This window comes from Marinimicrobium alkaliphilum (assembly GCF_003259155.1).
GTDB classification, from domain to species: Bacteria; Pseudomonadota; Gammaproteobacteria; order Pseudomonadales; family Cellvibrionaceae; genus Marinimicrobium_A; species Marinimicrobium_A alkaliphilum.
Genome location: NZ_QGMQ01000001.1, coordinates 429,441 through 452,966, shown reverse-complemented (window position 1 = coordinate 452,966; position 23,526 = coordinate 429,441). Strand labels below are relative to the sequence as shown.

The window sequence follows — 23,526 nt, the reverse complement described above, 5'->3', positions numbered from 1 at the left end:
GTTCAGATAAAACCGACCTGCGGCAGGACCAAGACTATGGAAAAAATAGCCTTTGTGATGCAACTGAATCCCGGCCAAGCCGAGATCTACAAGCAACGCCACGACGATATCTGGCCCGAGCTGGCCGCCCAGCTCAAGCAGGCCGGGGTGTCTGACTATTCAATATTTCTGCACCCGGACACGCATCAGTTGTTTGCGGTGCTCAAACGCAGCCCCGACCACAGTATGAGCCAGCTGCCCGACACCGCCATTGTCAAAGCCTGGTGGCAGTATATGGCCGACATCATGGAAACCCACACCGACAACAGCCCGGTGTCCGTTGACCTGACTCCCGTGTTTCACCTGGATTGAGCGCCCCATGAAAGCAGTTCTGGATATTGGCAAAACCAACGCCAAACTCATTATTACCGACGACGCGGGCCTGCCCCTGCACACCTGCACCCGGCCCAACCAGGTGCGCGCCGACGGCCCCTACCCTCACGCCGATATCAGCGGGCTCTGGGACTGGCTGATCGCCAGCCTGCGGGGCTTTGACAAGGTGGGGTTGATCAGCCAGATGGCGATCACCACCCACGGTGCCACCGCCGCCTTGATCGACCCGGCCGGCGTTGACGACGACGGCCTGGTACTGCCGGTGCTGGACTACGAATTTGAGGGCATCAATACTGTGGATGCCGAGTACAACGCCCTGCGACCGGACTTTGCGGAGACTCTGTCCCCCAACCTGCCCTGCGGCCTGAACCTCGGCCGGCAAGTATTCTGGTTAAGCCGAAGCTTTCCTGAACAATTTGCCCGCGCCCGCCACCTGCTGATGTACCCCCAGTACTGGGGTTGGCGCCTGACCGGCCAACTGGCGAGCGAAGTCACCTCGCTCGGTTGCCACACCGACCTCTGGGCGCCGGGTCAGCGTGACTACTCCCGTCTGGTCGGCGCCTGCGGTTGGCAGCCACTGTTTCCGCCCCTGGCGCCCGCCGCCGCTGAACTCGGCACCGTATCCGCCGCCGTGGCCGAACGCACCGGGCTACCTGGGCACTGCCGTTTGCGAGTGGGCATTCACGACAGCAATGCCAGCTACCTGCGTTACCTGCACGCCAAAGCCGAAAGTAACGAACCCTTTACCGTGATTTCCACCGGCACCTGGACCATTTTGATGCAGGCCCAGGGCCAGCTGGAGGGGCTGGATGAACAGCGGGATATGCTCGCCAACTGCGATGCCTACAGCGACCCCATCGCCTGCGCGCGCTTTATGGGGGGACGCGAATACGAGGTAATCTGTCAGCGCCTCGGCGGTAATGTGAGCGAAACCGTCAGCGCCGAGGCAGTGCAGAACGCGATCGACCAGCAGTGGATGGCCACGCCCGATTTCAGCGGTGGCAACGGCCCTTTCGGCGGTAAGCCGCCGGGCCTTCATTGTCCCGAGCAGCCCCCTGCACCTGGCGCCATTGCCACGCTCTATTGTGCCCTGATGATCGACCAGCGCCTGACCGACCTGGGCGCACACGGCCCGCTCTATATGGAGGGCAGCTTCCTGAAGAACCCGCTGCTGTGCGCCCTGGTCGCCCAACTGCGGCCCGGGCAACCCCTGTACCTGTCCAGTGACGACACCGGCACGGTTCAGGGCGCATTGTTGCTCACCGGTGCGGAATCCGGAGCCAGCTCGCTGGCACTCAACGCCTGTCCACCCAGCACCTTCGAGGGCCTGGAAAACTACCGCCAGCGCTGGTACGCCCGTCTCGCCTAGAGACCGTGCCGGCACTTTCAATCACCGCACCGCAAATTTGATTGATTGTGATCGATTAAGTCAGTATTATGCTTACCTGTACAGATTTTGCGCTACGTTAGCGCCCAAACCACCCCTCTCTTATCTTCGCAGGAACAGGTGCATGCTGGAAAAACAACGGCAACAACTCATTTTGGATTTTCTGGATGAAAGCCAGTTTGCCAGTGTGCGCATCCTGTGCGAGCAGCTGAGTTCATCGGAAGCCACCATTCGCCGCGATCTGAACAAGTTGGCTGAACTCGGCAAAATCAAAAAAATTCGCGGTGGCGCCGAGGCGATTCCCTCCGCCGTCGCGCCAGCGGTCAAGATCTCCGGCAAATCCTTCTGGGTTGACAAGGAAAAAAACGTTCAGACCAAGCGCCTGATTGCCAAGCGCGCGGTTGAGCTGTGTGCTGACGGTGAGTCCATCATCATCAACGGTGGCTCCTCCACCTTTATGATGGCCGAGTTCCTGCAAGAACGGCAGATGAATATTTTAACCAACTCCTTTGTGTTGGCTCACGAGCTGCTGGAAAGCAGCCAGAACCAGATTACCCTGCCGGGGGGCGAGGTCTACCGCAAGCAGAGCATCATCCTCAGCTCCTTCGAAAACGACACCACCCAGAACTATCACGGCAGCAAGATGTTTATGGGCTGCCCGGGCATCAGTGAAGTGGGCGTTATGGAAACCGATCCACTGCTGATCCTGGCCGAACAGAAGCTGCGTAAACGCGCCGAAAAGTTGATCGTACTGGCCGACAGCAGCAAGATAGGCGTCAAGGGCAACCTGATTTTCAGCTCCCTCTCAGACGTCGACGCCGTGATCACCGACAGCAATGCCGATCGCGCGACCCTCAAGTACTTTGAACAGCAAGGTATCGAAGTCATCGTGGTCGAAGCCTGCGACTGATTCCCGCGCACCTGCCACCACCACTGGCGGCAGGTGCCAGCCCATTGCCCTGCCCCTGACCCGCCTCTGGAACCGCCCTCGCTACACACCCATACGCCACAGTGCACTCCCGGCCCCTCATCACTGCCAACTCAGGACCAGAAATGATTGAAAATGATTGTATTTGGCTAAAAATAGAGTTATATTGACTGTGTTGCCGACTCAACTGCGATCGGACGGATCGAAAATACTCAAATTCGTATAGGAAGTCTCAATGTCTTACCAACCCAATGAATACCAACATGTGCAATACTTGTGGGACGACGCCGTCGCCGACAAGCTCAGTCCGGTGGAGAATCTGGTATACCGCTCCAATATCTTGGGTGCGGACCAGCGGATCACCAACACCGGTGGCGGCAACACTTCCGCCAAAATCGATGAGAAGGATCCTCTGACCGGCGAAACCGTTGAGGTACTCTGGGTAAAAGGCTCCGGTGGCGACCTGCGCACCGCCAAAGTTGAGAACTTTTCCTCCCTCTACATGAGTAAACTGCTGTCCCTGCAGACCATGTACAACAACACCACGCCCAACGGCCCTAAAACCCAGATAGAAGATGACATGGTGGGCATGTACACCCATGCCACTTTTAATCTGAACCCCCGTGCAACCTCCATTGATACCCCGCTGCACGCGTTTATCCCCTACAAGCATGTGGATCACATGCACCCCAACTCGGTCATTGCCATCGCTGCCAGCAAAAACTCCAAGCAGCTGACCGAAGAAATCTGGGGCGGTGACCTGGTGTGGCTGGAATGGCAACGCCCCGGTTTTGACCTGGGTCTCAAGCTGCAACAGATCTGTGCCGACTACCCGGAAGCCAAAGGCGTGCTGCTGGCCGGTCACGGCGTCATCAACTGGGCCAACACCAGCAAGGACTGCTACAAGCTGAGCCTGGATATCATTGAAAAAGCCGCGCGCTATATTGAGGCCCAGGACAAGGCCGAGCAGACCTTTGGCGGCGCCCAGTACAGCAGCCTGGCACCGGAAAAACGCAACGAGGTACTGGTTGAGATTCTGCCCTTTCTGCGCGGCCTGATCGCCTCGGAAAGCAAGATGATTGCCACCGTACAATCTGACGATCCCATCCTGCGTTTTGTCAATGCCAAGGATGCGCCGCGCCTGGCCGAACTGGGCACCTCCTGCCCGGACCACTTCCTGCGTACCAAAATCAAACCGCTGTATGTGGCCTGGGATCCGCAAACGGATTCCATTGGGCAACTTAAAGCCCTGCTCGAAGCCGGTGTGCAACAATACAAGCAGGATTACCGCGCGTACTACGAAAACTGCAAGCACGCCAACTCCCCCAAACTGCGTCCGTCTTCGCCCTCCATCTGTCTGATTCCGGGTGTGGGTATGGTCGCCTGGGGCAAGAACAAATCCGAGTCCCGGGTGACCGCCGAGTTTTACAACTGCGCGCTGGAAGTGATGCGCGGCGCCGAGGCGGTGGACGAGTACATCGCCCTGCCGGTGCAAGAAGCCTTTGATATCGAATACTGGTTGCTGGAAGAAGCCAAACTCCAGCGCATGCCCAAGGAATCCACTCAAGCGCGCAATGTGGTCGTGGTTGTGGGTGCCGGCGACGGTATCGGCAAGGCCACGGCTCATCGGGTCGCCAAAGAAGGGGGGCACGTAGTATGCGCCGATCTTCGCCTGGAAGCAGCCGAATCAACGGCGACTGAGCTCACCAACCTCTACGGTCAGGGTATCGGCGTGGCCGGCAGCGGCATCTCCAGCTGCGGTCCCGCTATCGCGCTGGAAACCAACATTACCGATCGCAAGTCCGTTAAAGCGCTGTTCGATCAAGTCGTGCTCGCCTACGGCGGCATCGACAATGTGATCGTCACCGCCGGTGTGTTTACCGCCGAGGGCGCGGATTTCGAAAAGAACGATCGCAACTTTGACACCTGCTTCAATGTTAACGTCAAAGGCGGTTATGTGGTGGCCTCTGAAGCGTACAAAATCTGGGCCGAACAGAACTTCCACGGCAACTTTGTGCTCACCACCAGCGTTAACGCGGCGGTGTCCAAGAAAGGCTCGCTGTCCTACGACACCAGCAAGGCCGCTGCCAACCACCTGGTGCGCGAACTGGCAGTCAGCTACGCGCCGCTGGTCAACGTCAACGGTCTGGCGCCGGCGACGGTGGTGCAAGGCAGCACCATGTTCCCGCGCGATCGAGTGATTTCTTCTCTGGTAAAATACAACATTGCGTTTGAAGAGTCCGACACGTCTGAGGCACTGCGCGACAAGCTGGCCAACTTCTACGCCCAACGCACGCTGACCAAACAGCCCATTACTCCAGAAGACCAGGCCGAAGCCGCCTACCTGCTGATTTCCGGTCAGTTGAGCAAAACCACCGGCCAGGTTATTTCCGTCGATGGCGGCCTGCACGAAGCCTTCCTACGCTAAGGGTAGAATAACGATGAAACGATTGAATGCAGAACTGATTGAAGAGCACAACCAACACGAGCTGGCCGACCTGGAGCGGGATTACGCTGCTCTCGGAGAAAAGCTGAGCCGCAACGGCATCGCGATTGAAAAGCTTACCCAAGCGGCCGCCGAATTTCAGATTGCCGTGCCCTCCTGGGGCACGGGAACCGGCGGCACCCGCTTCGCGCGTTTCCCGGGCGAAGGCGAGCCGCGCAACATCTTCGAAAAAATTGAAGACTGTGCAGTCATCAACGAGCTGTCCGGCTGTACCGACAGCATCTCACCGCACTTTCCCTGGGATTGGGTCAGCGACTTTTCCGAGCTAAAGCAGGCCTCCGACAGCTATGGTTTGAAGTGGGTATCGGTCAACTCCAACACCTTTCAGGATCAGCCCGGCCAAACAGCGACCTACAAGTACGGCAGCTTGAGCAACACCCAGAAAGCGTCGCGCGAGCTCGCCATTCAGCACAACCTGGATTGCATTGAGTATGGCAAACAGCTGGGCGCCAAGAGCCTGACTGTGTGGGTGGGCGACGGCTCCAACCACCCGGGCCAGCAGCACTTCCAGCGCGCCTTTGAGCGCTACCTGGCCAGCGCCGAAGAGATCTACAAAGGCCTGCCTGACGACTGGGAGATGCACCTGGAACACAAGATGTTCGAGCCGGCCTTTTACTCCACTGTCATCCAGGACTGGGGCAGCAACATCCTGGCCGCCATGCACCTGGGTCCGAAATGTAAATCCCTGGTGGACCTGGGTCATCATGCCCCCAACACCAACATTGAAATGATTGTCTCGCGTCTGATTCAATTCAAGAAGTTGGGTGGCTTTCATTTCAATGACAGCAAGTACGGCGACGACGACCTGGACAGCGGTTCGCTGCACCCCTACCAGCAGTTCCTGATTTTCAATGAATTGGTGGACGCCGACTACCGCAATCAACCGGAATTCAATCCCGCTTATATGCTGGATCAGTCTCACAACGTGACTGACCCCATCGAAAGCCTGGTGAACTCGGCCATTGAAGTGCAGCGCTCCTATATCAAGGCGCTGATTGTGGATCGTGAGGCGCTCTATTCCCATCAGGACGCCAACGACGCCATGATGGCCTCCTGTGAATTGAAGAATGCCTTCAATCTGGATGTGTCGCCCATTCTGGCCATGGCCCGCTACCGCAAGGGCGCGGCCATTGAGCCGTTGATCAGCTACCGCGCCGCCAACTACCGCAAGACTACAAGCAAAGCGCGTCCGCGCGATCCCAACGCCAGCGGTTCCGGTATCGTGTAACCCCGTCATTCTCCCTTGGCCCGCCCTGCTTTTGCGCACGGCGGGCCTTTTTTATGGCCAAAAAAAAACGCACAAGGCCATAAGGCGCTGTGCGCAAGCAGAGCGAGGAGAAGCTCACTCACTGAGGAAGAATGATCACCACCAGGGTTCTGGGGCCGTGGGCACCATAAGCCAACGTCTGCTGAATATCAGCGGTTTTAGAAGGGCCAGACACCAGCAGCATATTGGTGGGCATCTGCTCGGCCCACCGCTGATCGACCATGGCGTGCGTCAGGTCGTTGTAAAGCGTCTGCTCACGCAAAAGCAGAATATGGCAGGGCGGCACCAGCGACAGACTTCTGGGTTCGTCGGCACCGGGGCGCAGCACCAACGTACCGGTCGCCGCCAGGGCGCAGTGAGCACTGGTAATCCCCACCTCCACCTCGTTAAATAACTGTTCTTTCCAATCTTCCATCGTGCCCGGCGGTAAAGGTTCGGCTACCTGAGTCAACTCTGGGAATTCAGCCAACACCCGCTCGGCGGCAATGACGCGGGTGGCGCCCTGCTCTCGCAGCACGTCAGTCACAACGGTTTGCAAGCGCGCCGTTTCGCACTGAATCACTTGGGCATGATTGGCCTTAAGCAAACTGACAAAGTGCTCGAGCGGGTCGACCAGCGTGGGCACTGCGGGCGCTGCACTCACCGGCGCTGCATCTACCGCGCCGCTCGAGGCCGCACGCAGTTTGTTGAGGATGGCCGCTTTGGCCTTAGTGGTTGCCATGGGCGCCTCCCGTCCGGTTCGACCCGGTGGCTCGATGTTTTAACAGTTGGTTCAGGGTCTTGGGCGCCGGCCGCGGTGTCGCCCGGCCTTTGTTCCAGGGGGTTTTTACCAGGCCCAGCAGCGGCCGCGCCAAGGCCACAACGCGAGTCACCACGCCATAAGCCCAAGGCCGACAGCACGCCCAGCGCCAGCTCTTCCAGACCAGTGCCTCCAGGCCCGAGCGGGCTGAACCCGCGCCTCGAATTCCGGTGCTGGCCTCACGCCCCAGGTTGGACTGCCGGCGCAGACGCTGCAGCAGGTTCGGAATCGGGATATTGACTGGGCACACTTCTTCACAAGCGCCACATAAGGACGAGGCTGTGGGCAGATCGTTGGTCTGCTCCAGGCCGAGCAAGTGCGGCGAGATAATCTGCCCGATGGGACCGGGGTAAACCGTACCATACGCATGGCCGCCAATACGGGTGTACACCGGGCAGTGGTTCATACAGGCACCGCAGCGAATACAGGAGAGCGTCTTGCGGAACTGCTCATCGGCATAGGCCTGAGTACGCCCGTTGTCGATCAGTACGAGATGTACCTCTTTCGGGCCATCGCGCTCCGCTTCGCCGTAGCCGCGCGGCCCGGAAATCATATTGAAATAGGTCGTAATGATCTGGCCGGTGGCCGAGCGTGTGAGCAGGCTCAACAGTGGCGGAGTATCCTGCAGCGACGCAATCACCTTTTCGATCCCCGACACCGCAATGTGTACCGAGGGCACCGTGGACACCATGCGCCCGTTGCCCTCGTTCTCCACCAGGCACAAGGTGCCGGTTTCGGCCACGGCAAAGTTGACCCCGGTGATACCGATATCCGCAGCCATAAAGCGTTCGCGCAGTTGAGTACGGCCGATATTGATCAGGGTATCCACATCGGTGGTGTAGTCCACGCCCGCGACTTTCTCGTGAAACAGCTGGCCGATTTCTTCGGCATTTTTGTGAATTGCAGGCATGATGATGTGCGACGGATGCTCGCCCGCCAACTGCACAATGTACTCGCCCATATCCGTTTCAATACAGTCCTTTCCGCGCGCGCCCAGGTAATCGTTCAGCTCGATTTCCTCGGTGGCCATCGATTTACCTTTGACCACCTGAGTGCCGTCGTGCTGATCGATCAGGCCATCAATAATCTCGTTGGCCTCCTGGGCAGACTCCGCCCAGTGCACCTGAATACCGTTGCGGGTACAGTTTTGCTCGAGCAACTCCAACAGCTGTGGCAAGTCGTCCAGGGCTTGCTGTTTGATGGTCTCCGCGCAGGCCTGTAACGCTTTGAATTCCGCCTGCTCGGGAAATACCCCTTGGCGCTTGCCTCGCAAGAAATCCATGGCGCCGCGAAAGTTCTGCCGAATCACCGGATCGGCCAGGGCCGCCTTGGCCTGGGCTTTAAAAGCGGTGGGGGTCGAGTGCATTATTCTGCTCCCTCCAACTTGGTACGTTCGCGCAGGTAAGAGGCCAGATGTAGCCCGCGCAGGTCGCGCTGGGCGTATTCCAGGTGGCCGTTGATATTGAGCATGCAGCCCCAGTCGGTGCTGACATAGCGACGACAACCGGTGTCGTTCAGGTGCTGGCCCTTATCCGCCACCATGGCCGAGGAAATGTCGGCCTGCTTGACCGAAAAGGTGCCGCCAAAACCGCAACATTCCGTAGCGTAGGCGTGCTCCACCAAATCGACCCGACTCAACTGGGACAACAGCGCCACACCTGTGTCGTGAATCCCCAGCTCGCGTCGACCGGAGCAGGAGGTGTGCAAGGTCACCGACTCGGGCTCACCCCGATCCACCAATTGCACTTGCAGGCAGTGCACCAAAAATTCGCTGAACTCGAAAATCCGGCGCGCAAACGCCGCCACTTGATCGTCCTCGGGCGCCAGTTCCCGGTAGTGCTTGCGCATCATGCCACCGCAGGAACCCGACAAAATCACAATCGGCCAATCACCGGGAAAGAGCGCCATCTGACTCTGGGCCACCTTGAGCGCCTCATCGGCGTAGCCTGCGTTGTAGGCTGGCTGGCCGCAGCAGGTCTGGCCCTCAGGGTAGAGTACTTCCAGGCCTTCAGCCTCCAGCAATGCGATTGCATCCAGCCCGGTTTCCGGGCTGAAGGAATTAACCAGGCAGGTGCCGTACAAATAGACTTTTTCAGGCTTGGAGGGGTAAAGCTTGACCTCGAGGCTCATGGCGCACCTTATTTTTTTGAATCACTGGGTTTTTAAATGATGGTTACCCGACTGGAACATCCTACCATGATCACTTATAATTGAAAATGACTAATTATGATTGATTTGATCGAATAACCACAAGGATCCCTGTCACTATGTTGTTCTCATTCCCACGCCACCTTCGGCTACTCGTGCCTCAAGGCAACCTCCGGACCCGGCGGATCGGCCTCTGGGCCAGCCTGGCGATTGTCGCCGGCTGCGCCAGCCCGGCGCCAGACGTCAGTGACGGCTACCTGTTCACCTACTTTACCCAAAATGGCGCGTCCGGCCTATACCTGGCGGCCAGCACCGATGGCTATTGCTGGTCCAAGGTCGAGCGCGATGGCGCCCTGCTCACCCCGGCCATCGGCGACGCCAAACTGATGCGCGACCCCAGCGTCGCGCAAGGCGCGGACGGCACCTACCACATGGTCTGGACCACCGGGTGGCATGAGAACCATATCGGCTACGCCTCGACACAGGACTTTATCACCTGGTCCGAGCAGCGCATGCTGCCGGTAATGGCCCACGAACCCAGCGTGCGCAACACCTGGGCTCCGGAGATCAGTTACGACGCAGACAACGACCGGTTTCTGATCTTCTGGGCTTCCACCATTCCCGACGCCTTCCCGGAAACACGCGCTTCGTCGGAAGACGAGCTCAATCACCGGATCTACTACACCGAGACCCGGGACTTCGACACCTTTGCGCCCACCGAGGTCTTCTACGACCCGGGATTCAGCGTGATTGACGCCACTTTTATGCGCTTTGAAGACCAGCTCTACTTTGTGATCAAGGACGAGACCCGCTTCCCGCCCAAAAAATATTTTCAGGTCACCACCGCCGACAGCTACACCGGGCCATTCGGCGAGCTCAGTGCGCCGATCAGCCCGGAGGGCTTATGGGTAGAGGGGCCAAGCGGGATTCAGATTGGCGACGCCGCCATCATTTACTACGACGCCTATATCGACCGCCGTTACGGCGCGCTGCGCTCCTATGACATGGAGCACTGGGAGGATGTCTCCGAGCAGATGCACTTCCCTGACGAAGGCACACCAGAGCGGATGCGCCACGGCTCAATTTTCCCGGCACCGGCAGAGCTGTTAACGCAACTGGGATATAGCGGCTGCCCGCTGGCCGATTAACTGGATCGGCCAGTGCGAACGGCTGGCTATATAGGTTTCACAAAGGATTTACCGAAACGGCGCAAGATTCTGGCAGCTCAAGTCTCAGCATCAAGATTCGCCGCGTCGCAACTCTGCTGCGTCGTAACTTTGCTGCGCCGCTATTACCGACTCAATATTTGCCTCTGCCCAACGCGCCAGCTCCGAGACCGTGGAGGCCAGCGAGCGCCCCAGCGGGGTGATGGAATACTCCACCGTCACGGGCACAGTGGCAAAGGCCTGCCGGTGAACCAGGCCGTCGCGCTCAAGCTTTTTCAGCGCCTGGGACAAGACCTTCTGCGACACCCCCTGAATCTCGCGTCGCAGCTGATTGAAGCGCATGGGTTGCTCGCCCAGCAGCCCTAGAATCAGCACAATCCACTTGTCCGCCAGACGGTCGAGCACCACCCTCGTCGGGCAGGCTTGTGCGTAGACATCATAGGCATGTTTCATGTTGTAACTCCGCTCATGGTGGTTTCCCGGTGGTAACCTGCTAACGTAAAAGTGCCTTCTTCACAGCGATCACCCAATATTATACCTTGTTTCCACCATATACCTGGTTTCTTTTAGAAACCCACTATTAACGTGAGTGGAGATGACAATGACGGGGAAAATTTTGGTGCTGGGTGCTACCGGCAATGTGGGCACCCCTCTGGTACAACAGCTGGTTGCCGCGGGTGAGCAGGTCAAGGCGGCGTCGCGCCATGCTACGCCGGTTGAGGGGGCCGAGGCAGTGCGCTTTGACTACACAGATCAATCCAGTGTTGACGCCGCCTTCGAAGGCGTGGACCGGGCCTATGTGATGCTTTCGGGGGGCTATGTCAATGTCATCGAGCTGTTGCAGCCAATTATCGAGGCAGCCGCCGAACGCGGGGTAAAGGTAGTCATGCAGTCGGTTCTCGGTGTCGATGCCGACGATAACATTCCCTACCGGCAGGTCGAGCTGTTACTGGAGCGCAGCGGCACGCCCTTCGTCATCTTGCGCCCGAATTGGTTTTCGGACAACTTTCATACCTACTGGCTTGCGGGCATCAAGCAGGGCGTGATTGCGGTGCCCGCCGGCGAGGGCAAATCCAGCTTTATCGACGTGCGCGATATCGCCGCCAGCGCAGCCGCCGCGCTCACCAGCGACCGCTTCGACGGCCAGGCCTTCAACCTCACCGGGCCAGAGGCACTCAGCTACGGCGAGGCGGCGGCAATCCTGTCCGAAGTGGCCAGTCGGGAAATTACCTACACGGCGGTGGACGACGCGACCTTCATCGGCCTGATGACCGACGCCGGCGTGCCTCATGAATATGCCGAGTTACTGGCATCGATCTACTATCCCGTGCGCGAAGGCTGGACGGCTGTGGTTACCGGGGATGTCGAAGCACTGACCGGACAAGCGCCGCGGTCCCTGCAGACCTACGCGAATGACTATGCAGCGCTCTTTTCAGGTTGAAAAAGCGGGCTAAAGGTGAGGGGTAAGATCCCAGATTTTCAAATCGCGGTACCGAAAATGGCTCCACTGCATTTGCCGTAAGCCCAACTTACCCGCCCCCAGTGCCGGCCCGGTATCTACGCCCTCGACCACCGGCTGGTCATCCACATAATCGATGACCAGCCGATCATCCACAAACATCTGAATATGATTGTCGGCCTTGATCAACGTCAGCTGATGCACATCGGTTGACTGGGTGGGAATACCGTCGGCACCGCTCTGCAGCAAACTGAAGGTATTGTTCTTACGCAAATTCGCGTGGCTGCGCCCCGGCTCATGCTCCACATTGGCGTAGTAGGAAATGTGGTAACTTTTAATGTCGCCCTCGGTATACTGGGTAAAGGTGCCATCGCGCGCTGGCAAGCTCGGGTCAAAGATGTCTTCACCGTCGGCGCCCATGGCCGCAAAGAATACAATCAGCAAACCCGCTTCCACCGCGAGGTTCTGCACCTCCCACGTCGCGATAAAGCTCTCAGGTAAATCTTTATCCAACCAATAGACATGATGCGCAGCCTGCTCGGGCGAGAACATTTCCATCCAGCCATCGCTGAACACAACCCGGGCGTCCCCTTCCATGACCCACCCAGCCGTATCGCTCGCATCCACCAATGGATAGTGATGGTCAGGCTCAACCTGTGCCACGACCCGCTCAGCTTTCACCGCCAAAGATGCACTTCGCTCGGAAAGCTCCGGATTGTCGGTACCGCTACAGCCAGCCAGGGCAGCACACACACTCAGGCCAATAGCCAGCCCCCGCCACAGGCGCAAGGTTTTCATAACAAGCTCCTCTTTCTCAAAAATCTACCGTTTAGGATGCGTCGAGCACGCGCTACAAATCCAGCAACCTTGGTAAGAACAGGGTAACTTCCGGAACCAGCGCAACCAGAATCAGCACCAGAACAATGACGCCATAGAACGGCATCAGTGAAGGCAGTATTTTCTCAACTTTCTCGTTGGCAACACTGGCACCCACGTAAAGGCCACTGCCGACGGGTGGCGTGATGGTGCCGATGCACAGGTTGTAGACCATGAAGACGCCAAAGTGCACCGGGTCCACGCCAATTTTCAAGGCAATGGGCAAAAGGATGGGGGTAAAAATCAGAATGGCCGGGCCAATATCCATAAAGGTCCCGATAATCAACAGGAACACGGTGATAATCAGCAATACCATGATGGGATTGTCGGAGAGCCCGAGAATGACATTACTGATCACCGCCGGCAACCCCGTGATTGCCATCGCAAAGGACATGGCGGACGATGTCCCCAGGAGAAACATGATGATCCCGGTCATGATCAATGATTTGATGAGAATCTCTCGCAGATCACGAAAGGACACCGTGCGATAGACCACCATGGTCAGAAAGGCGGTGTAGACAACTGCCACGGCAGAGGCCTCAATGGCGGTAAAGACCCCGGCAATAATACCGACCACCACGACAATAATCAGCAGCAGGCTGGGCAGGGCTTGCAGGGTGACCCGCAAAGCGACCCCCTTCTCCAACAGGTTCACGGAGCGGTATCCTCGCCGGCGCGCGATCACGTAGGTGACGAGCATACACCCTGCCCCCCAGAGCACACCGGCCACCAGGCCGCCCGCAAACAGCGCGGCAATAGAGGTTCCACCACTGGCCAAGGCATAAAGAATGAAGGCCGTTGTGGGGGGAATAAGCATCCCCGTGGGCGCAGAAGCGATATTGACGGCAGCGGCAAACGAATTGCGGTACCCCTCTTTGACGCTCATCGGCACCATAACCCCACCGATAGAGGTGGAGGCCGCGATCGCCGAGCCCGATATCGCCCCGAACATCATATTCCCGGCGATATTGGTGTGCGACAGCGAACCGGGAATGCGCCCACTGAAAAGCTTGGCAAAGTTCACCAGACGCATGGCAATGCCCCCGGAGTTCATAATAACCCCCGACAAAATGAAAAATGGCACTGCCAACAGGGAGAAACTATCGAGGCTGGAGAATATCTTTTGCGCCGTGGTAAAAAGCGCAACATCCATCGGCAATACCGATGCGATGGTGATCACCGATGACACAGCGATACAGATACCGATGGGAACGCCCAGTACCAGCAACAAGGCAAATGTTCCCATCAGTATAAATGCAGCATCAAACATCTTCGGGGATCTCCTCGTGAGGAGTCACTTCCTCGGTCAGTAACTGAATACAGTTCAACACGCTGTATACGACCAGAATGGCACCTGCCAAGGGCAATGCCGAATAGATATAACCCATCGGCAGGCCCAGCGAAGGCGATACCTGGTTCATGGTGATACTGGTGGCTTTATAGCCCCCCTGGATCAGAATGAAAATGGCGAAAGCCAGAAAAGCCAGCTCAATCAGAACTTGCCAGTAGCGTTGCCACTGCACCGATGCCTTGTCCGAAAACAGGGTGAAACTGACATGCTTGCGCAAGCCGGCGACATACGCCATGGCAATCATGGACACCCACACCAGAGAAAAGCGCAGAAATTCTTCGGTATAGGTGCTGGGAGATCCCAATAGGTAACGACTGATGATCTGCCAACAGGTCATGGCAACCATGGCCAGTAACCATAAGCTACACACCACTTCGACCGCACGGTCTAGCATGTTTCGAACCGAATTGAGCATAGGTTACTCCGCGTCAGTATCGGGAATCAGTCAGCCATCGCCCTGATTTGAAGATAAAGTTCATGATGACCGGGATACTCCTTCAAGTCCTCATAGATGGGCTTAACTGCCGCCAGAAAAGGGGCGCGATCAACGTCGATAAAATCCACGCCGAAGTCATTGATGGCGAGCTGGCGAGTCGCCTCGACCGCCTCATTCCACGCCAGCTTCTGAAATTCGATGGACTCTTCCATGGCTTCATAGACGGCTGTTCTCTGATCGTCTGTCAGCTTTTCCAGTGCCATAGCGCTGATCAGAACCACATCCGGGATACGCGTATGCATGGTATAGGTGTAATACTTGGCAATTTCGGCGTGCCGTGCGATCGTCAAAGCAAATTCATTGTTCTCGGCACCGTCAAGAATGCCCTGTTGCATCGCGGTGTAAACCTCTGCCTGCCCCATCGCCACCGGCGTAGCGCCGAGCAAGCGCATCATCTCGATGGCACCGGCACTTTGCATCACCCGAATTCGCCGACCCTGCAGGTCGTCCAACGAGCGAATAGGCCGATCCTTGACGTAAAAATTGCGTGAGCCGGAGTCGTAGTAGCCCATCCCGACAAAGCCGTTCTGTTGCGTCGACGCATAGATCGGCGCCATGATCTCAGGATCGTCCATAACGCGATAAAAATGCTCGGTATCCTCAAAGAGAAAGGGCATGGAAAAGACGCCGTATATCGGCGAAAAACTCTCCATCAGGCCCGCAGACACTTTGGTGATATCAACGGCGCCGACTTGCAGAAGCTCAACCAGCTCACGCTCCCCGCCCAACTGGCTGTCTGGAAAAAAACGGACGTTCACCTCGCCATCGGTTTTCTCTTCAATCCGCTCGCCCAGCAGGTGTAACGCATCGATGACCGGTTGACTGTTCTGGGCGTAGGCCACAAAGAGCGTAGTGCCCCGAGAGGTACCGGACCCCACGGCGGAAATTATGAGGGCGGCAAGCGCTGCCGAAATGACAGCGACGGCGCAAAGCATCACTTTCAAGGTATGGGACGATTTGGCAAGAGCGGTCATTATTATTGGCCTACTGCGTCGCGTAAATGGGCGCCCACGGTGAACAGGCACCTCATTACATCAAATTAAGTCATTTTCGATCATATTTGTGCAATTCTAACCCACAAAATGATTAAATGAAATATATAGGGGGATTATTTCTGGATTATCGCCGTGCGGAGCCGCTCAGACTCTCTGACCTCAAAACATTCAGTTGAGATTAAACCGCTTTATCACCGTGTAGCGTGAGCCTTCAGGCTGAAGAAAGGAACGGAAAAGCGCAACGTGACTAACACCGAAAGGCGGCAGGCTGAAGATCTTGTGGCGTGACAGTAGCGCCCCCACGTCACCACCACCGCGCCCGAATCGGGCCAGGGTTATATGCGGCCGATATGCCCGGTTATCGGTCGATAAGCCTGCAGCTGCCAATCGCCGGTCAACCTTCCCTTTCAACTCAACGAGCGGCCCGATGGGGCCGACACCAGCCCAAAGCACCCGAGCCTGATCAGCAGGGCCAAAGCAGCCGACACCTTGCACCTGCACGCTCAAGGGCTCAATGGCCACCCCCTCCAGTGCTCTACTCAGACGATCACTACTAACCCCATCGTCCAGATCCCCCAAAAAGCTCACTGTCAAATGCATCTGCGCCGGTTCCAGCCACCGCGCCTTGAGGCCGGGCTCGCGTAGAGCGCCAAGCTCGGCTGTGACAGCGTCAGGCAGCTCTATGGCAATGAAGAGGCGCGGCATTGTCAACGTAAGCGGTGTTTATAGATATCCAGAATCAGCTCAGTAGTCTTCCTCGCAGAGTCCGGGCCGGCCAGTGGCTCGCGGTTCTCGCGAACGGCGGCTTCAAAATCTTCGATTATGGCTTCATGGGCACTGGTGTCGGTGACCGCCGCGCTGGTTGCGCCGTCGTGGTGATAGTGCTCCCCGGGGACGCTTGGGTTTTCCACCCCATCCACGTCCCACTGGGTAATCACATCGTCGGTAAGGGTAAAACTGCCACGCTCGGTATGCACTTCCATGCGCGCGGCGAAGCCCGGCTTGGCGGCGGTGGAGGCCACCACCGTGCCGATCATGCCATCCTCGTGACGCATCAAGGCGGCGCCGTGGTCTTCGGCCTCAATGGCGTGTGCGAAGGTTTCCAGCATACTCACGATCTGGCGCGGCAACCCAAACAACCAGGTGTAGATATCCAGGTTGTGACACGCCTGCTGCATAAACGGCCCGCCCCCATCCAGGGCCAGACCGCCGCGGTAGTCACCGCTGTCGTAGTAGCTTTGGTCGCGATAGAATTTCGCGGCCAGGTCCACAGCATAGATACGCCCAAAAGCCCCCTTCGCAACCAGGGCCTTGACCGCCTGATTATCGGGACGGGTGCGGCGCTGAAAGCAGACAGCCAGCATCACGCCCGCCGTGCGGCAGGCCTCGGTCATCCGGTCCATGGCTTCGATACTGATATCCAGAGGCTTCTCGGTCAGTACGTGCTTGCCCAGCGACGCCGCCTCAATCGCACCCTGGTGATGCAAACCGTTAGGGGTTGCCAGTATCACCGCATCAAACGCGCTATCCACCGCCCCGAGGGTCGGCCAAACCGGTATTTCGGGGGCCACCTTGAGCGCCCGACCGGCGCGCGACACCGCGCCCACCAGCGTGCTCTCGGGCAGCGCACTCAAGGCGTTGACGTAGGTGCTGCTGATATTGCCAGTGCCGACTATCACATAGCGCATCACTGAACCTCTTCTTCTGAGCTCCACACCTTCATCGTCTGGTTGGCCAGCAGCTGGCATTCGCCATCCACAGCCACATAGGTTCGCATAAAGTGGTATTTGTTGCCGCGCACTGGCCCGCCTTCGGTGCGCGCGGCCTGCTCGACGGTGGTAAAGCCCGACAATACCGCGGTATTGTCTAAACGCCGGTATTTCACATCTTCCGAGCGTCGCGCCAGGGGCGCCCTGTGACCCTCCCCGAGTCGTCCTACCAGGGTCGCTTTGTCCTCGGTACTGCTGACAAGGTTATGCACCCACACGAAGTCCTCTGCGAGCAACTGCGCCATAAAGGTTGGATCACCGGTCCTGAGGGCCTGTTCGTACTGTTGGTCCAAGCGCTTCAGCGCCTGCGGCTCCAGGCATTCAGCGGCATAGACCACACTACTGACCATCGAAAAAACAATCGCTATTGCACTTTTTTTCATGTCTCTCTCCACGTTGTGCTTTATAGCCCGAAGCATCGCCTATTCGGCTACGCTTGTCCATCCGTGCGTCATCAGGTTGCCCTGCCCCCCTGCTCGCGCTAAGCTCAAAAGAACCACCCACAGGAGGGCCCAGCGATGAAAGGCTACGGTCAATTCTGCCCCCTGGCGCTGGCCTCGGAAATTGTCGGCGAGCGCTGGACACCCCTGATCTTACGGGAGCTGATTCTGGGTGCCCGGCGCTTCAACCATATTCATCACGGTGTGCCCCGGATCTCCCCCGCACTGCTTTCCAAACGACTCACCACCTTGCAGAGGGCCGGTATTGTTGAGCGGCAGACTATCGATACCCGCGTGGAATACTGCCTGACTGAAGCGGGTACGGAGCTGATCCCCATCATTGAGCAGTTGGCCCACTGGGGCAAGCGCTGGCTGCCCGCCACCCTCAGCCAGGATCGTGCCGACCCGGATCTCATAGTCTGGGATATGCATCGGCGCATGGCGCTCAACAAGTTACCGCTGACACGCACGGTCATTGAATTTCTGTTTGTCGACCAACCCGCCTTCAAGCAACGTCGCTGGTTGGTGGGTGACCGTCAGGGGGTCGACTTGTGTATCACCAACCCCGGCTTTGACGTTGACCTGGTGGCCACCACAGACAGTCGCACCCTGACCTGGATCTGGTTCGGTGATCTGCCCCTGGCGCAGGCCATTCGCGAGGACAAACTGCGACTGCAGGGCGCGCAACACCTGTGCCAGGCATTTCCCGGTTGGCTCCAGCTCAGCCCGGTCGCGGGCACCCCCCGCCAGCGACCGATAACGCTGCCGACCTGATCACTATAGATTCTGTAGTTGCCACCCACCCGGCCCGGTTTTAAGCTGAAAGACCCTCCCATAACCTGCGAGGCGATTGGCGATGGATACAGAAATCGATGTTGTCATTATCGGGGGCGGCCAGTGCGGCCTGTCTCTGAGCTATTACCTGCAAGGTGCGGGTATCGAGCACCAGGTGCTGGAGCGCGGCCAACGCATCGGCGAAGCCTGGCATAGGCGCTGGGATCATATGAACATGATCACGCCCAACTGGATTACCTTTTCCCTGCCGGGCATGGAGGACTGCCGCGACCCCCACAGCTTTGTCACCCGCCGGGACAACATCCGCTACCACGAACGTTTTGTGCGCACCCACAACACGCCCCTGCGCTTGGGCGTCACCGTAGAGCGGGTTCGAAAGCGCCCCGATGGGCGCTTTGAGGTCAGGTCGAATCAGGGTGATTGGATCGCCCGGCAGGTAGTCGTGGCCGTAGGGCCCTTTCAAACCGCCAATGTTCCCGCGTGCGCGCCACAGGTGGCTGCGGGTATTGAGCAGGTACACTCCGGCGAATACCGCAACCCGGAGCAGTTCGCCGCCGGCGCCAGGATTCTGGTGGTGGGCTCAGGCAACTCGGGCGTACAGATCGCCAGTGACCTGGCCAGCCGCCACTCGGTGACCCTGGCCCAGGGCAGCAACCCGCGATTGCCCCGTCGACTGACCGGCGCCGCATTTCTGAACATCTACAAAAACCTCGATGGCCCCGAAGTCACATTGAGCGACGCCGAACTCCAGCTGGAAGCCGATTTGATGTGGTGGATGAAACGACTGGGCGTCTGGGACATGCCTGTGGGCACACCGGTGGCCACAAAAATGGGCGCAAAGGATGGCGATGCCTCCTGTGGCCCACCCCTGGAGACCTTGGCAACGGAGCACGGCTTTACCCTGGCAGAGCGCGTAACCGGCGCCAAAGGCGCCGCCCTGACCCTGGCCGATGACACCAGGGTATCGCCCGATGTCATCATTTGGGCCACGGGGTGGCGCCGTGACTTTCACTGGATTGATATACCCCTGTTTGATCAGCACTGGCGCCCGTCGCATATTCGCGGTGTGACCCCGGTACCGGGATTGTACTTTCTGGGCCTGCGCTTTTTGCACAGTTTCAGCTCCGGCATTATCTTGGGCGCCCCGCGGGACGCCCGCTATATCGCGGGTGAGGTCGCGGCCCGGATGGTGTAGGGCCGCGCCTACTGCCGAATCAGCGGGGACTGTTCATCATCAGATGCCTGCGTAAGTCTCAACTTTCGACGGCACGTGTGTTTCGTCCCCCAGTAACCGGGCAATAGCCTCATCAACTTTGACGGGCCAGCTTTTCTCGGTCACAGGTTCGAACCCGTGCTTGCCTGTGTAGGCACTCCCAAACACCACATCTGGCCGCAAGTCGCGCAGCACCCGCAAGCTTTGCGCGAGCACCCGTCGATCAGCTTCCGAGTGAACACTTTTGATAAAACCCGCTGTCCAGCGATTACTGCGGTCTAAAAACAGCGTATCGCCAGTGAACAAATAGACCTTACCCGTGGGTGAATGAACTTGAAAACAGGTGCTACCCGCACTGTGGCCCGGTGTTGGGATCACCTCAATATTACCGAGGTGCGTGGCTTTCTCCGTGATATAGCGGTCGGGAGATCGCACCTTGGCGAAGGCTTCCGCCTCCGCTTCGTGGCCCCACAGCTCGGCACCGTAGATATCGGCGATATCGTTCAGGGTTTCCCCTAGCTCGTCCTCATGGCTCAGGTAGTGGCGGGCAACGCCACCACGGGCCGCCAAGCTCCTGATTTCACTGGTGTGCCCGGTATTGTAAAAAAGGACATTGCCATCAGGACGCGTTAGCAAATAAGCGTGCGTTTTTAATCCGGAAAACGGACTATAACTTTCTGTTTCCCACAGGTCCGGATAAATTTGTTTCATGACAGTCTCCTTGGTTGCTTGTCGAGTTGACAGCCACCACCCTAAAACTTAAAGTATTGTTTAAGTCAAGAGGATCGGAGAGACATTGTGAAAAAAGGCGATGACACAAGCACGGGCTGTCATGTTGAAGGCAGCGCCCTGACCATCGGGCAGGTCGCCAAGCGCAGCGGCATTACAGCCTCTGCGCTGCGCTTTTATGAAAGTAAGGGCCTGATCAGCAGTGCCCGCAATGCCGGCGGACAAAGGCGCTACCCCCGGGATATGTTGCGGCGGGTTGCGGTGATAAAAACCGCGCAACAGCTGGGAATTCCCTTGGCGGATATCGCCACGACGTTGTCATCGCTGCCGAAACGGCGCACACCCACCACCGAAGATTGGCACGCCCTGTCCTCTTCCTGGCAAGCCGATCTGACACGGCGTATTGAGCGGCTGATATTGCTGCGCGATCAACTCGATGAGTGTATCGGCTGCGGCTGCCTGTCGATGGAATGCTGCCCGCTGCAAAACCCGAACGATCAGGCGGCGTCCTATGGTCCGGGAGCGGTTGTACTGGAACAGGCTTAATGGGTGCCGTCTGCCCTGCTGACACGAGACGGTATTGACCCACCACTACCCGCCCCCCCGATGGGAGGGCGTTTACTGGTCAGCACGGCTTGAGCCTCTCAGGGCGCGAGATCTTCCGCGATTTTCATCGTCTGCGGGTCAAACGGACTGGAGTAATGTTCGTGCACGATCCGCCAGCCCTCGGGCATGTTGCGACAGCACACGGTGGCGCGCAACCACCCTATTTGCTGCTCACCTTTATCGTCAATGCAGCCGCACCGGCTCACGTAGTGGGCAAAGGCGATGTCGCCACCAACGCTGACGGTCACTTCGTGCGGTTCCATAATCATTTCGCCGCCCGGCGGCATAAACGACAGGCACATCTCCCAGTGTTGACGGTAGGCGTCGACGCCTTTGTGCTGCAGTGCGCCAATGGCATCAAAAGCAACCACATCCGGTGTGTACAACGCCATCACTGCATCCAGATCCCCTTTGCAGGTGGCGTCGACCCATTGTTGTATCAGCGTGCGAAGTGCAGTTTCGTGGTGTTTGGTGTCGGTCATAGTGGCCTCCAGAATCAATGTCAGTCGATACGTTCCAACAGAACGTATCGCTAATCGATTGGGGCGAGAGGATTTCGACAACTGCCCCTCATGGCGTTTTGTCACGCGCCCTTTGTAACTCCGCAAGATCAAATTTTTTCATCTTGAGAAACGCCTGGGTCACGCGCTCCACCGTCTCAGCGTCGTCCTGCAGCATATCGTTCAGGGCACTGGGTACCACTTGCCATGAGAGGCCGTATTTGTCCTTGAGCCATCCGCACTGCTCTGCCTCCGGGATGGCTGAGAGCTTGCCCCACAACCTGTCAATCTCCCGTTGATCTTCACAGTTCACGACGAAGGAAATGGCTTCGTTAAAGGCAAAATCGTGCTCGCGGGCACTGTCCATAGCAACGAACCACTGCCCTTCCAATGTAAAATCGGTGAACATCACGGTGCCCTCCCGGTCTGGCGCCATACCGGCCGGATAACGCACCAGTTCGCCACGGGCGGCACTTTCGAACACTGAGCAGTAAAAATCGGAGGCTTCCTCCGCCTTGCCGCAGACGTCTCCGACAAACAGCAGCGACGGGATGATGACCGGTCGCTCTTCGCCTTCGGGGTCGGTGAGGATAAGCTGCCACGACAACCCATACCTGTCTTGAATCCAGCCATAGCGTTCGCTGAACGGATAAGCATCCAGCGGCATCAACACCTCTCCGCCCTCGGAGAGCTTTTCCCACACGGCATCTATTCGCGCTCTCGCATTCCTGTCTTTCGACGGATCGAAGTTCACCATAAAAGAAACTGACGGATTGAAGGTAAACAGAGGCCCGGCGCTTATCGCCATAAACGCGTGCCCCCACAGTACAAAAGATACGACATCACAATCGCCCGAGGGCGTATTGTGTAGCCTGGTCACGTTGGTGATTTTCGAGTCGGGAAAGACTGAGCAATAAAACTCCGCTGCGTCTTCTGCTTCACTGTCGAACCACAGATGGGGCACGATTTTCTGCTTAATCTCGGTCATGACGGGTCTCCAGAATGGGCAATAGGCCTTACCTAATCGAACGGGAAGCTCCCATTTCGACCTAAAAGGGTAGCGCACTTTCTCCACTCACCGATTGCCCGGAAAAGGGGTCGGTAAAACACAGGCGCCTGGCATGCAGCAGCAGGCGCGGCGCGGCGGCGCGATCGCTCTCACCGGCATAGAAGTCGCAGCCCAGGATGGGGTGACCGATGGCCGCCAGATGTAACCGCAGTTGGTGAGAGCGGCCGGTGACCGGGAACAGGGCGACACGGGTGGTGTTGGTCTCGCGGTCGCGTTCAAGCACGCGGTAGTCGGTTTGCGCCGGTTTGCCGGTCGCGTAGCAGACCTTGCATTTGGGGCGCGCCTCCGGGTCGGGGGCGATCGGCAGGTCGATGTGGCCTTCGTCCCGGGCAATCAGGCCGCGCACCACCGCCTGGTATTCTTTGCTCACACTGCGCTGCTGGAACTGGCGGCTGATCTCGGACAGCGCCCGCTTGTTGAGCGGTACTACCATGATCCCCGAGGTGTCGTAGTCCAGGCGGTGGACGATCGCAGCCGTGGGGAATTCCAGGTGCAGACGCGCGATCACACAGTCGCTGTTGAGCGGGTTGCGCCCCGGGACGCTGAGCAGCCGCGCGGGCTTGTCGACCAGCAGGTAGTCGCGGGTTTCCGCCAACAGGGTGACCGGCTCCGCGGTGGCTGGCAGGTGGATCAGCTGGCTCGGGTCCTGGCTCAT

The 23,526-nt window shown here is 58.1% G+C and carries 25 protein-coding genes; 10 read left to right on the top strand and 15 right to left on the bottom strand.

Annotated elements, in window-relative coordinates; all coding sequences use genetic code 11:
* Nucleotides 1-36 precede the first annotated feature (36 nt).
* The 5 genes from rhaM (at nt 37) to DKW72_RS02095 (ending at nt 6,421) form a co-directional block, all read left to right on the top strand.
* Nucleotides 37-351: an L-rhamnose mutarotase gene (gene rhaM, locus DKW72_RS02115; RefSeq protein ID WP_111640650.1), complete on the top strand. Its 315-nt coding sequence runs from the start codon at nt 37-39 to the stop codon at nt 349-351.
* A gap of 7 nt (nt 352-358) precedes the next feature.
* Complete coding sequence (locus DKW72_RS02110; RefSeq protein WP_111640649.1) at nt 359-1,741, top strand: FGGY-family carbohydrate kinase; 1,383 nt, start codon at nt 359-361, stop codon at nt 1,739-1,741.
* Nucleotides 1,742-1,883: 142 nt separating this feature from the next.
* Nucleotides 1,884-2,669, top strand: a complete 786-nt coding sequence (locus DKW72_RS02105) for a DeoR/GlpR family DNA-binding transcription regulator (RefSeq protein WP_111640648.1) — start codon at nt 1,884-1,886, stop codon at nt 2,667-2,669.
* Between the two features lie 253 nt (nt 2,670-2,922).
* Complete coding sequence (locus DKW72_RS02100) at nt 2,923-5,115, top strand: bifunctional rhamnulose-1-phosphate aldolase/short-chain dehydrogenase (RefSeq protein WP_111640647.1); 2,193 nt, start codon at nt 2,923-2,925, stop codon at nt 5,113-5,115.
* Between the two features lie 13 nt (nt 5,116-5,128).
* Complete coding sequence (locus DKW72_RS02095; RefSeq protein WP_111640646.1) at nt 5,129-6,421, top strand: TIM barrel protein; 1,293 nt, start codon at nt 5,129-5,131, stop codon at nt 6,419-6,421.
* Between the two features lie 118 nt (nt 6,422-6,539).
* On the opposite strand, the gene DKW72_RS02090 is transcribed toward DKW72_RS02095, so the two are convergent.
* Genes DKW72_RS02090 through DKW72_RS02080 form a run of 3 tightly spaced genes read right to left on the bottom strand, consistent with a single transcriptional unit; the run spans nt 6,540 to nt 9,389 of the window.
* A complete protein-coding gene (locus DKW72_RS02090) occupies nt 6,540-7,181 on the bottom strand; it encodes a LutC/YkgG family protein (protein WP_111640645.1) in 642 nt (213 codons plus the stop codon).
* On the bottom strand, nt 7,168-8,625 hold the full coding sequence (locus tag DKW72_RS02085; RefSeq protein WP_111640644.1) for a LutB/LldF family L-lactate oxidation iron-sulfur protein: 1,458 nt from the start codon (nt 8,623-8,625) through the stop codon (nt 7,168-7,170). Before DKW72_RS02085 ends, DKW72_RS02090 begins: the two co-directional genes overlap by 14 nt.
* Nucleotides 8,625-9,389, bottom strand: coding sequence for a (Fe-S)-binding protein (locus DKW72_RS02080; protein ID WP_111640643.1), 765 nt, complete (start codon nt 9,387-9,389; stop codon nt 8,625-8,627). The genes DKW72_RS02085 and DKW72_RS02080 overlap by 1 nt, the downstream gene beginning before the upstream one ends.
* Before the next feature lie 137 nt (nt 9,390-9,526).
* Here DKW72_RS02080 and DKW72_RS02075 point away from each other — a divergent pair, with 137 nt between their 5' ends.
* Nucleotides 9,527-10,555 (top strand): glycoside hydrolase family protein, encoded by a 1,029-nt coding sequence (locus DKW72_RS02075; RefSeq protein ID WP_111640642.1) that lies wholly within the window; start codon nt 9,527-9,529, stop codon nt 10,553-10,555.
* 90 nt (nt 10,556-10,645) lie between these two features.
* Here the strand turns inward: DKW72_RS02075 and DKW72_RS02070 are convergent, their stop codons facing one another.
* Entirely contained in the window at nt 10,646-11,026 is a 381-nt protein-coding gene (locus tag DKW72_RS02070) for a winged helix-turn-helix transcriptional regulator (protein ID WP_111640641.1), read from the bottom strand.
* A gap of 148 nt (nt 11,027-11,174) precedes the next feature.
* Here DKW72_RS02070 and DKW72_RS02065 point away from each other — a divergent pair, with 148 nt between their 5' ends.
* A complete protein-coding gene (locus DKW72_RS02065) occupies nt 11,175-12,014 on the top strand; it encodes an SDR family oxidoreductase (RefSeq protein ID WP_111640640.1) in 840 nt (279 codons plus the stop codon).
* Nucleotides 12,015-12,023: 9 nt separating this feature from the next.
* Here the strand turns inward: DKW72_RS02065 and DKW72_RS02060 are convergent, their stop codons facing one another.
* From DKW72_RS02060 to DKW72_RS02030, 7 genes are all read right to left on the bottom strand, one after another.
* On the bottom strand, nt 12,024-12,830 hold the full coding sequence (locus DKW72_RS02060; RefSeq protein ID WP_111640639.1) for a DUF1961 family protein: 807 nt from the start codon (nt 12,828-12,830) through the stop codon (nt 12,024-12,026).
* A gap of 52 nt (nt 12,831-12,882) precedes the next feature.
* A complete protein-coding gene (locus tag DKW72_RS02055) occupies nt 12,883-14,178 on the bottom strand; it encodes a TRAP transporter large permease (protein WP_111640638.1) in 1,296 nt (431 codons plus the stop codon).
* Nucleotides 14,171-14,653: a TRAP transporter small permease gene (locus DKW72_RS02050; RefSeq protein ID WP_157960365.1), complete on the bottom strand. Its 483-nt coding sequence runs from the start codon at nt 14,651-14,653 to the stop codon at nt 14,171-14,173. Before DKW72_RS02050 ends, DKW72_RS02055 begins: the two co-directional genes overlap by 8 nt.
* A gap of 47 nt (nt 14,654-14,700) precedes the next feature.
* Nucleotides 14,701-15,729 carry a TRAP transporter substrate-binding protein gene (locus tag DKW72_RS02045; protein WP_198411184.1) on the bottom strand — a complete coding sequence of 343 codons (1,029 nt, stop codon included), beginning with the start codon at nt 15,727-15,729 and terminating at the stop codon, nt 14,701-14,703.
* Nucleotides 15,730-15,918: 189 nt separating this feature from the next.
* A complete protein-coding gene (gene thpR / locus DKW72_RS16740; protein WP_111640636.1) occupies nt 15,919-16,455 on the bottom strand; it encodes an RNA 2',3'-cyclic phosphodiesterase in 537 nt (178 codons plus the stop codon).
* Between the two features lie 2 nt (nt 16,456-16,457).
* Nucleotides 16,458-17,438: a Gfo/Idh/MocA family protein gene (locus DKW72_RS02035; protein ID WP_198411183.1), complete on the bottom strand. Its 981-nt coding sequence runs from the start codon at nt 17,436-17,438 to the stop codon at nt 16,458-16,460.
* Nucleotides 17,438-17,902 (bottom strand): nuclear transport factor 2 family protein, encoded by a 465-nt coding sequence (locus DKW72_RS02030; protein ID WP_157960364.1) that lies wholly within the window; start codon nt 17,900-17,902, stop codon nt 17,438-17,440. The genes DKW72_RS02035 and DKW72_RS02030 overlap by 1 nt, the downstream gene beginning before the upstream one ends.
* 135 nt (nt 17,903-18,037) lie before the next feature.
* Between DKW72_RS02030 and DKW72_RS02025 the strand changes: the two genes are divergently transcribed.
* On the top strand, nt 18,038-18,733 hold the full coding sequence (locus DKW72_RS02025) for a winged helix-turn-helix transcriptional regulator (RefSeq protein ID WP_111640633.1): 696 nt from the start codon (nt 18,038-18,040) through the stop codon (nt 18,731-18,733).
* Nucleotides 18,734-18,815: 82 nt separating this feature from the next.
* Entirely contained in the window at nt 18,816-19,949 is a 1,134-nt protein-coding gene (locus tag DKW72_RS02020; RefSeq protein WP_111640632.1) for an NAD(P)-binding domain-containing protein, read from the top strand.
* Nucleotides 19,950-19,988: 39 nt separating this feature from the next.
* Here DKW72_RS02020 and DKW72_RS02015 read toward each other — a convergent pair whose 3' ends face one another.
* Nucleotides 19,989-20,678 (bottom strand): MBL fold metallo-hydrolase, encoded by a 690-nt coding sequence (locus DKW72_RS02015; protein WP_111640631.1) that lies wholly within the window; start codon nt 20,676-20,678, stop codon nt 19,989-19,991.
* Nucleotides 20,679-20,765: 87 nt separating this feature from the next.
* Here DKW72_RS02015 and soxR point away from each other — a divergent pair, with 87 nt between their 5' ends.
* The gene (gene soxR / locus DKW72_RS02010; RefSeq protein WP_232522281.1) at nt 20,766-21,242 is read left to right on the top strand and encodes a redox-sensitive transcriptional activator SoxR; all 477 of its coding nucleotides are present in this window, start codon (nt 20,766-20,768) and stop codon (nt 21,240-21,242) included.
* 98 nt (nt 21,243-21,340) lie between these two features.
* Here the strand turns inward: soxR and DKW72_RS02005 are convergent, their stop codons facing one another.
* From DKW72_RS02005 to DKW72_RS01995, 3 genes are all read right to left on the bottom strand, one after another.
* Nucleotides 21,341-21,784 (bottom strand): YybH family protein, encoded by a 444-nt coding sequence (locus tag DKW72_RS02005; RefSeq protein ID WP_111640630.1) that lies wholly within the window; start codon nt 21,782-21,784, stop codon nt 21,341-21,343.
* An 88-nt stretch (nt 21,785-21,872) separates the two neighbouring features.
* On the bottom strand, nt 21,873-22,790 hold the full coding sequence (locus DKW72_RS02000) for a VOC family protein (RefSeq protein WP_111640629.1): 918 nt from the start codon (nt 22,788-22,790) through the stop codon (nt 21,873-21,875).
* A 61-nt stretch (nt 22,791-22,851) separates the two neighbouring features.
* Nucleotides 22,852-23,526 (bottom strand): RluA family pseudouridine synthase, encoded by a 675-nt coding sequence (locus DKW72_RS01995; protein WP_111640628.1) that lies wholly within the window; start codon nt 23,524-23,526, stop codon nt 22,852-22,854.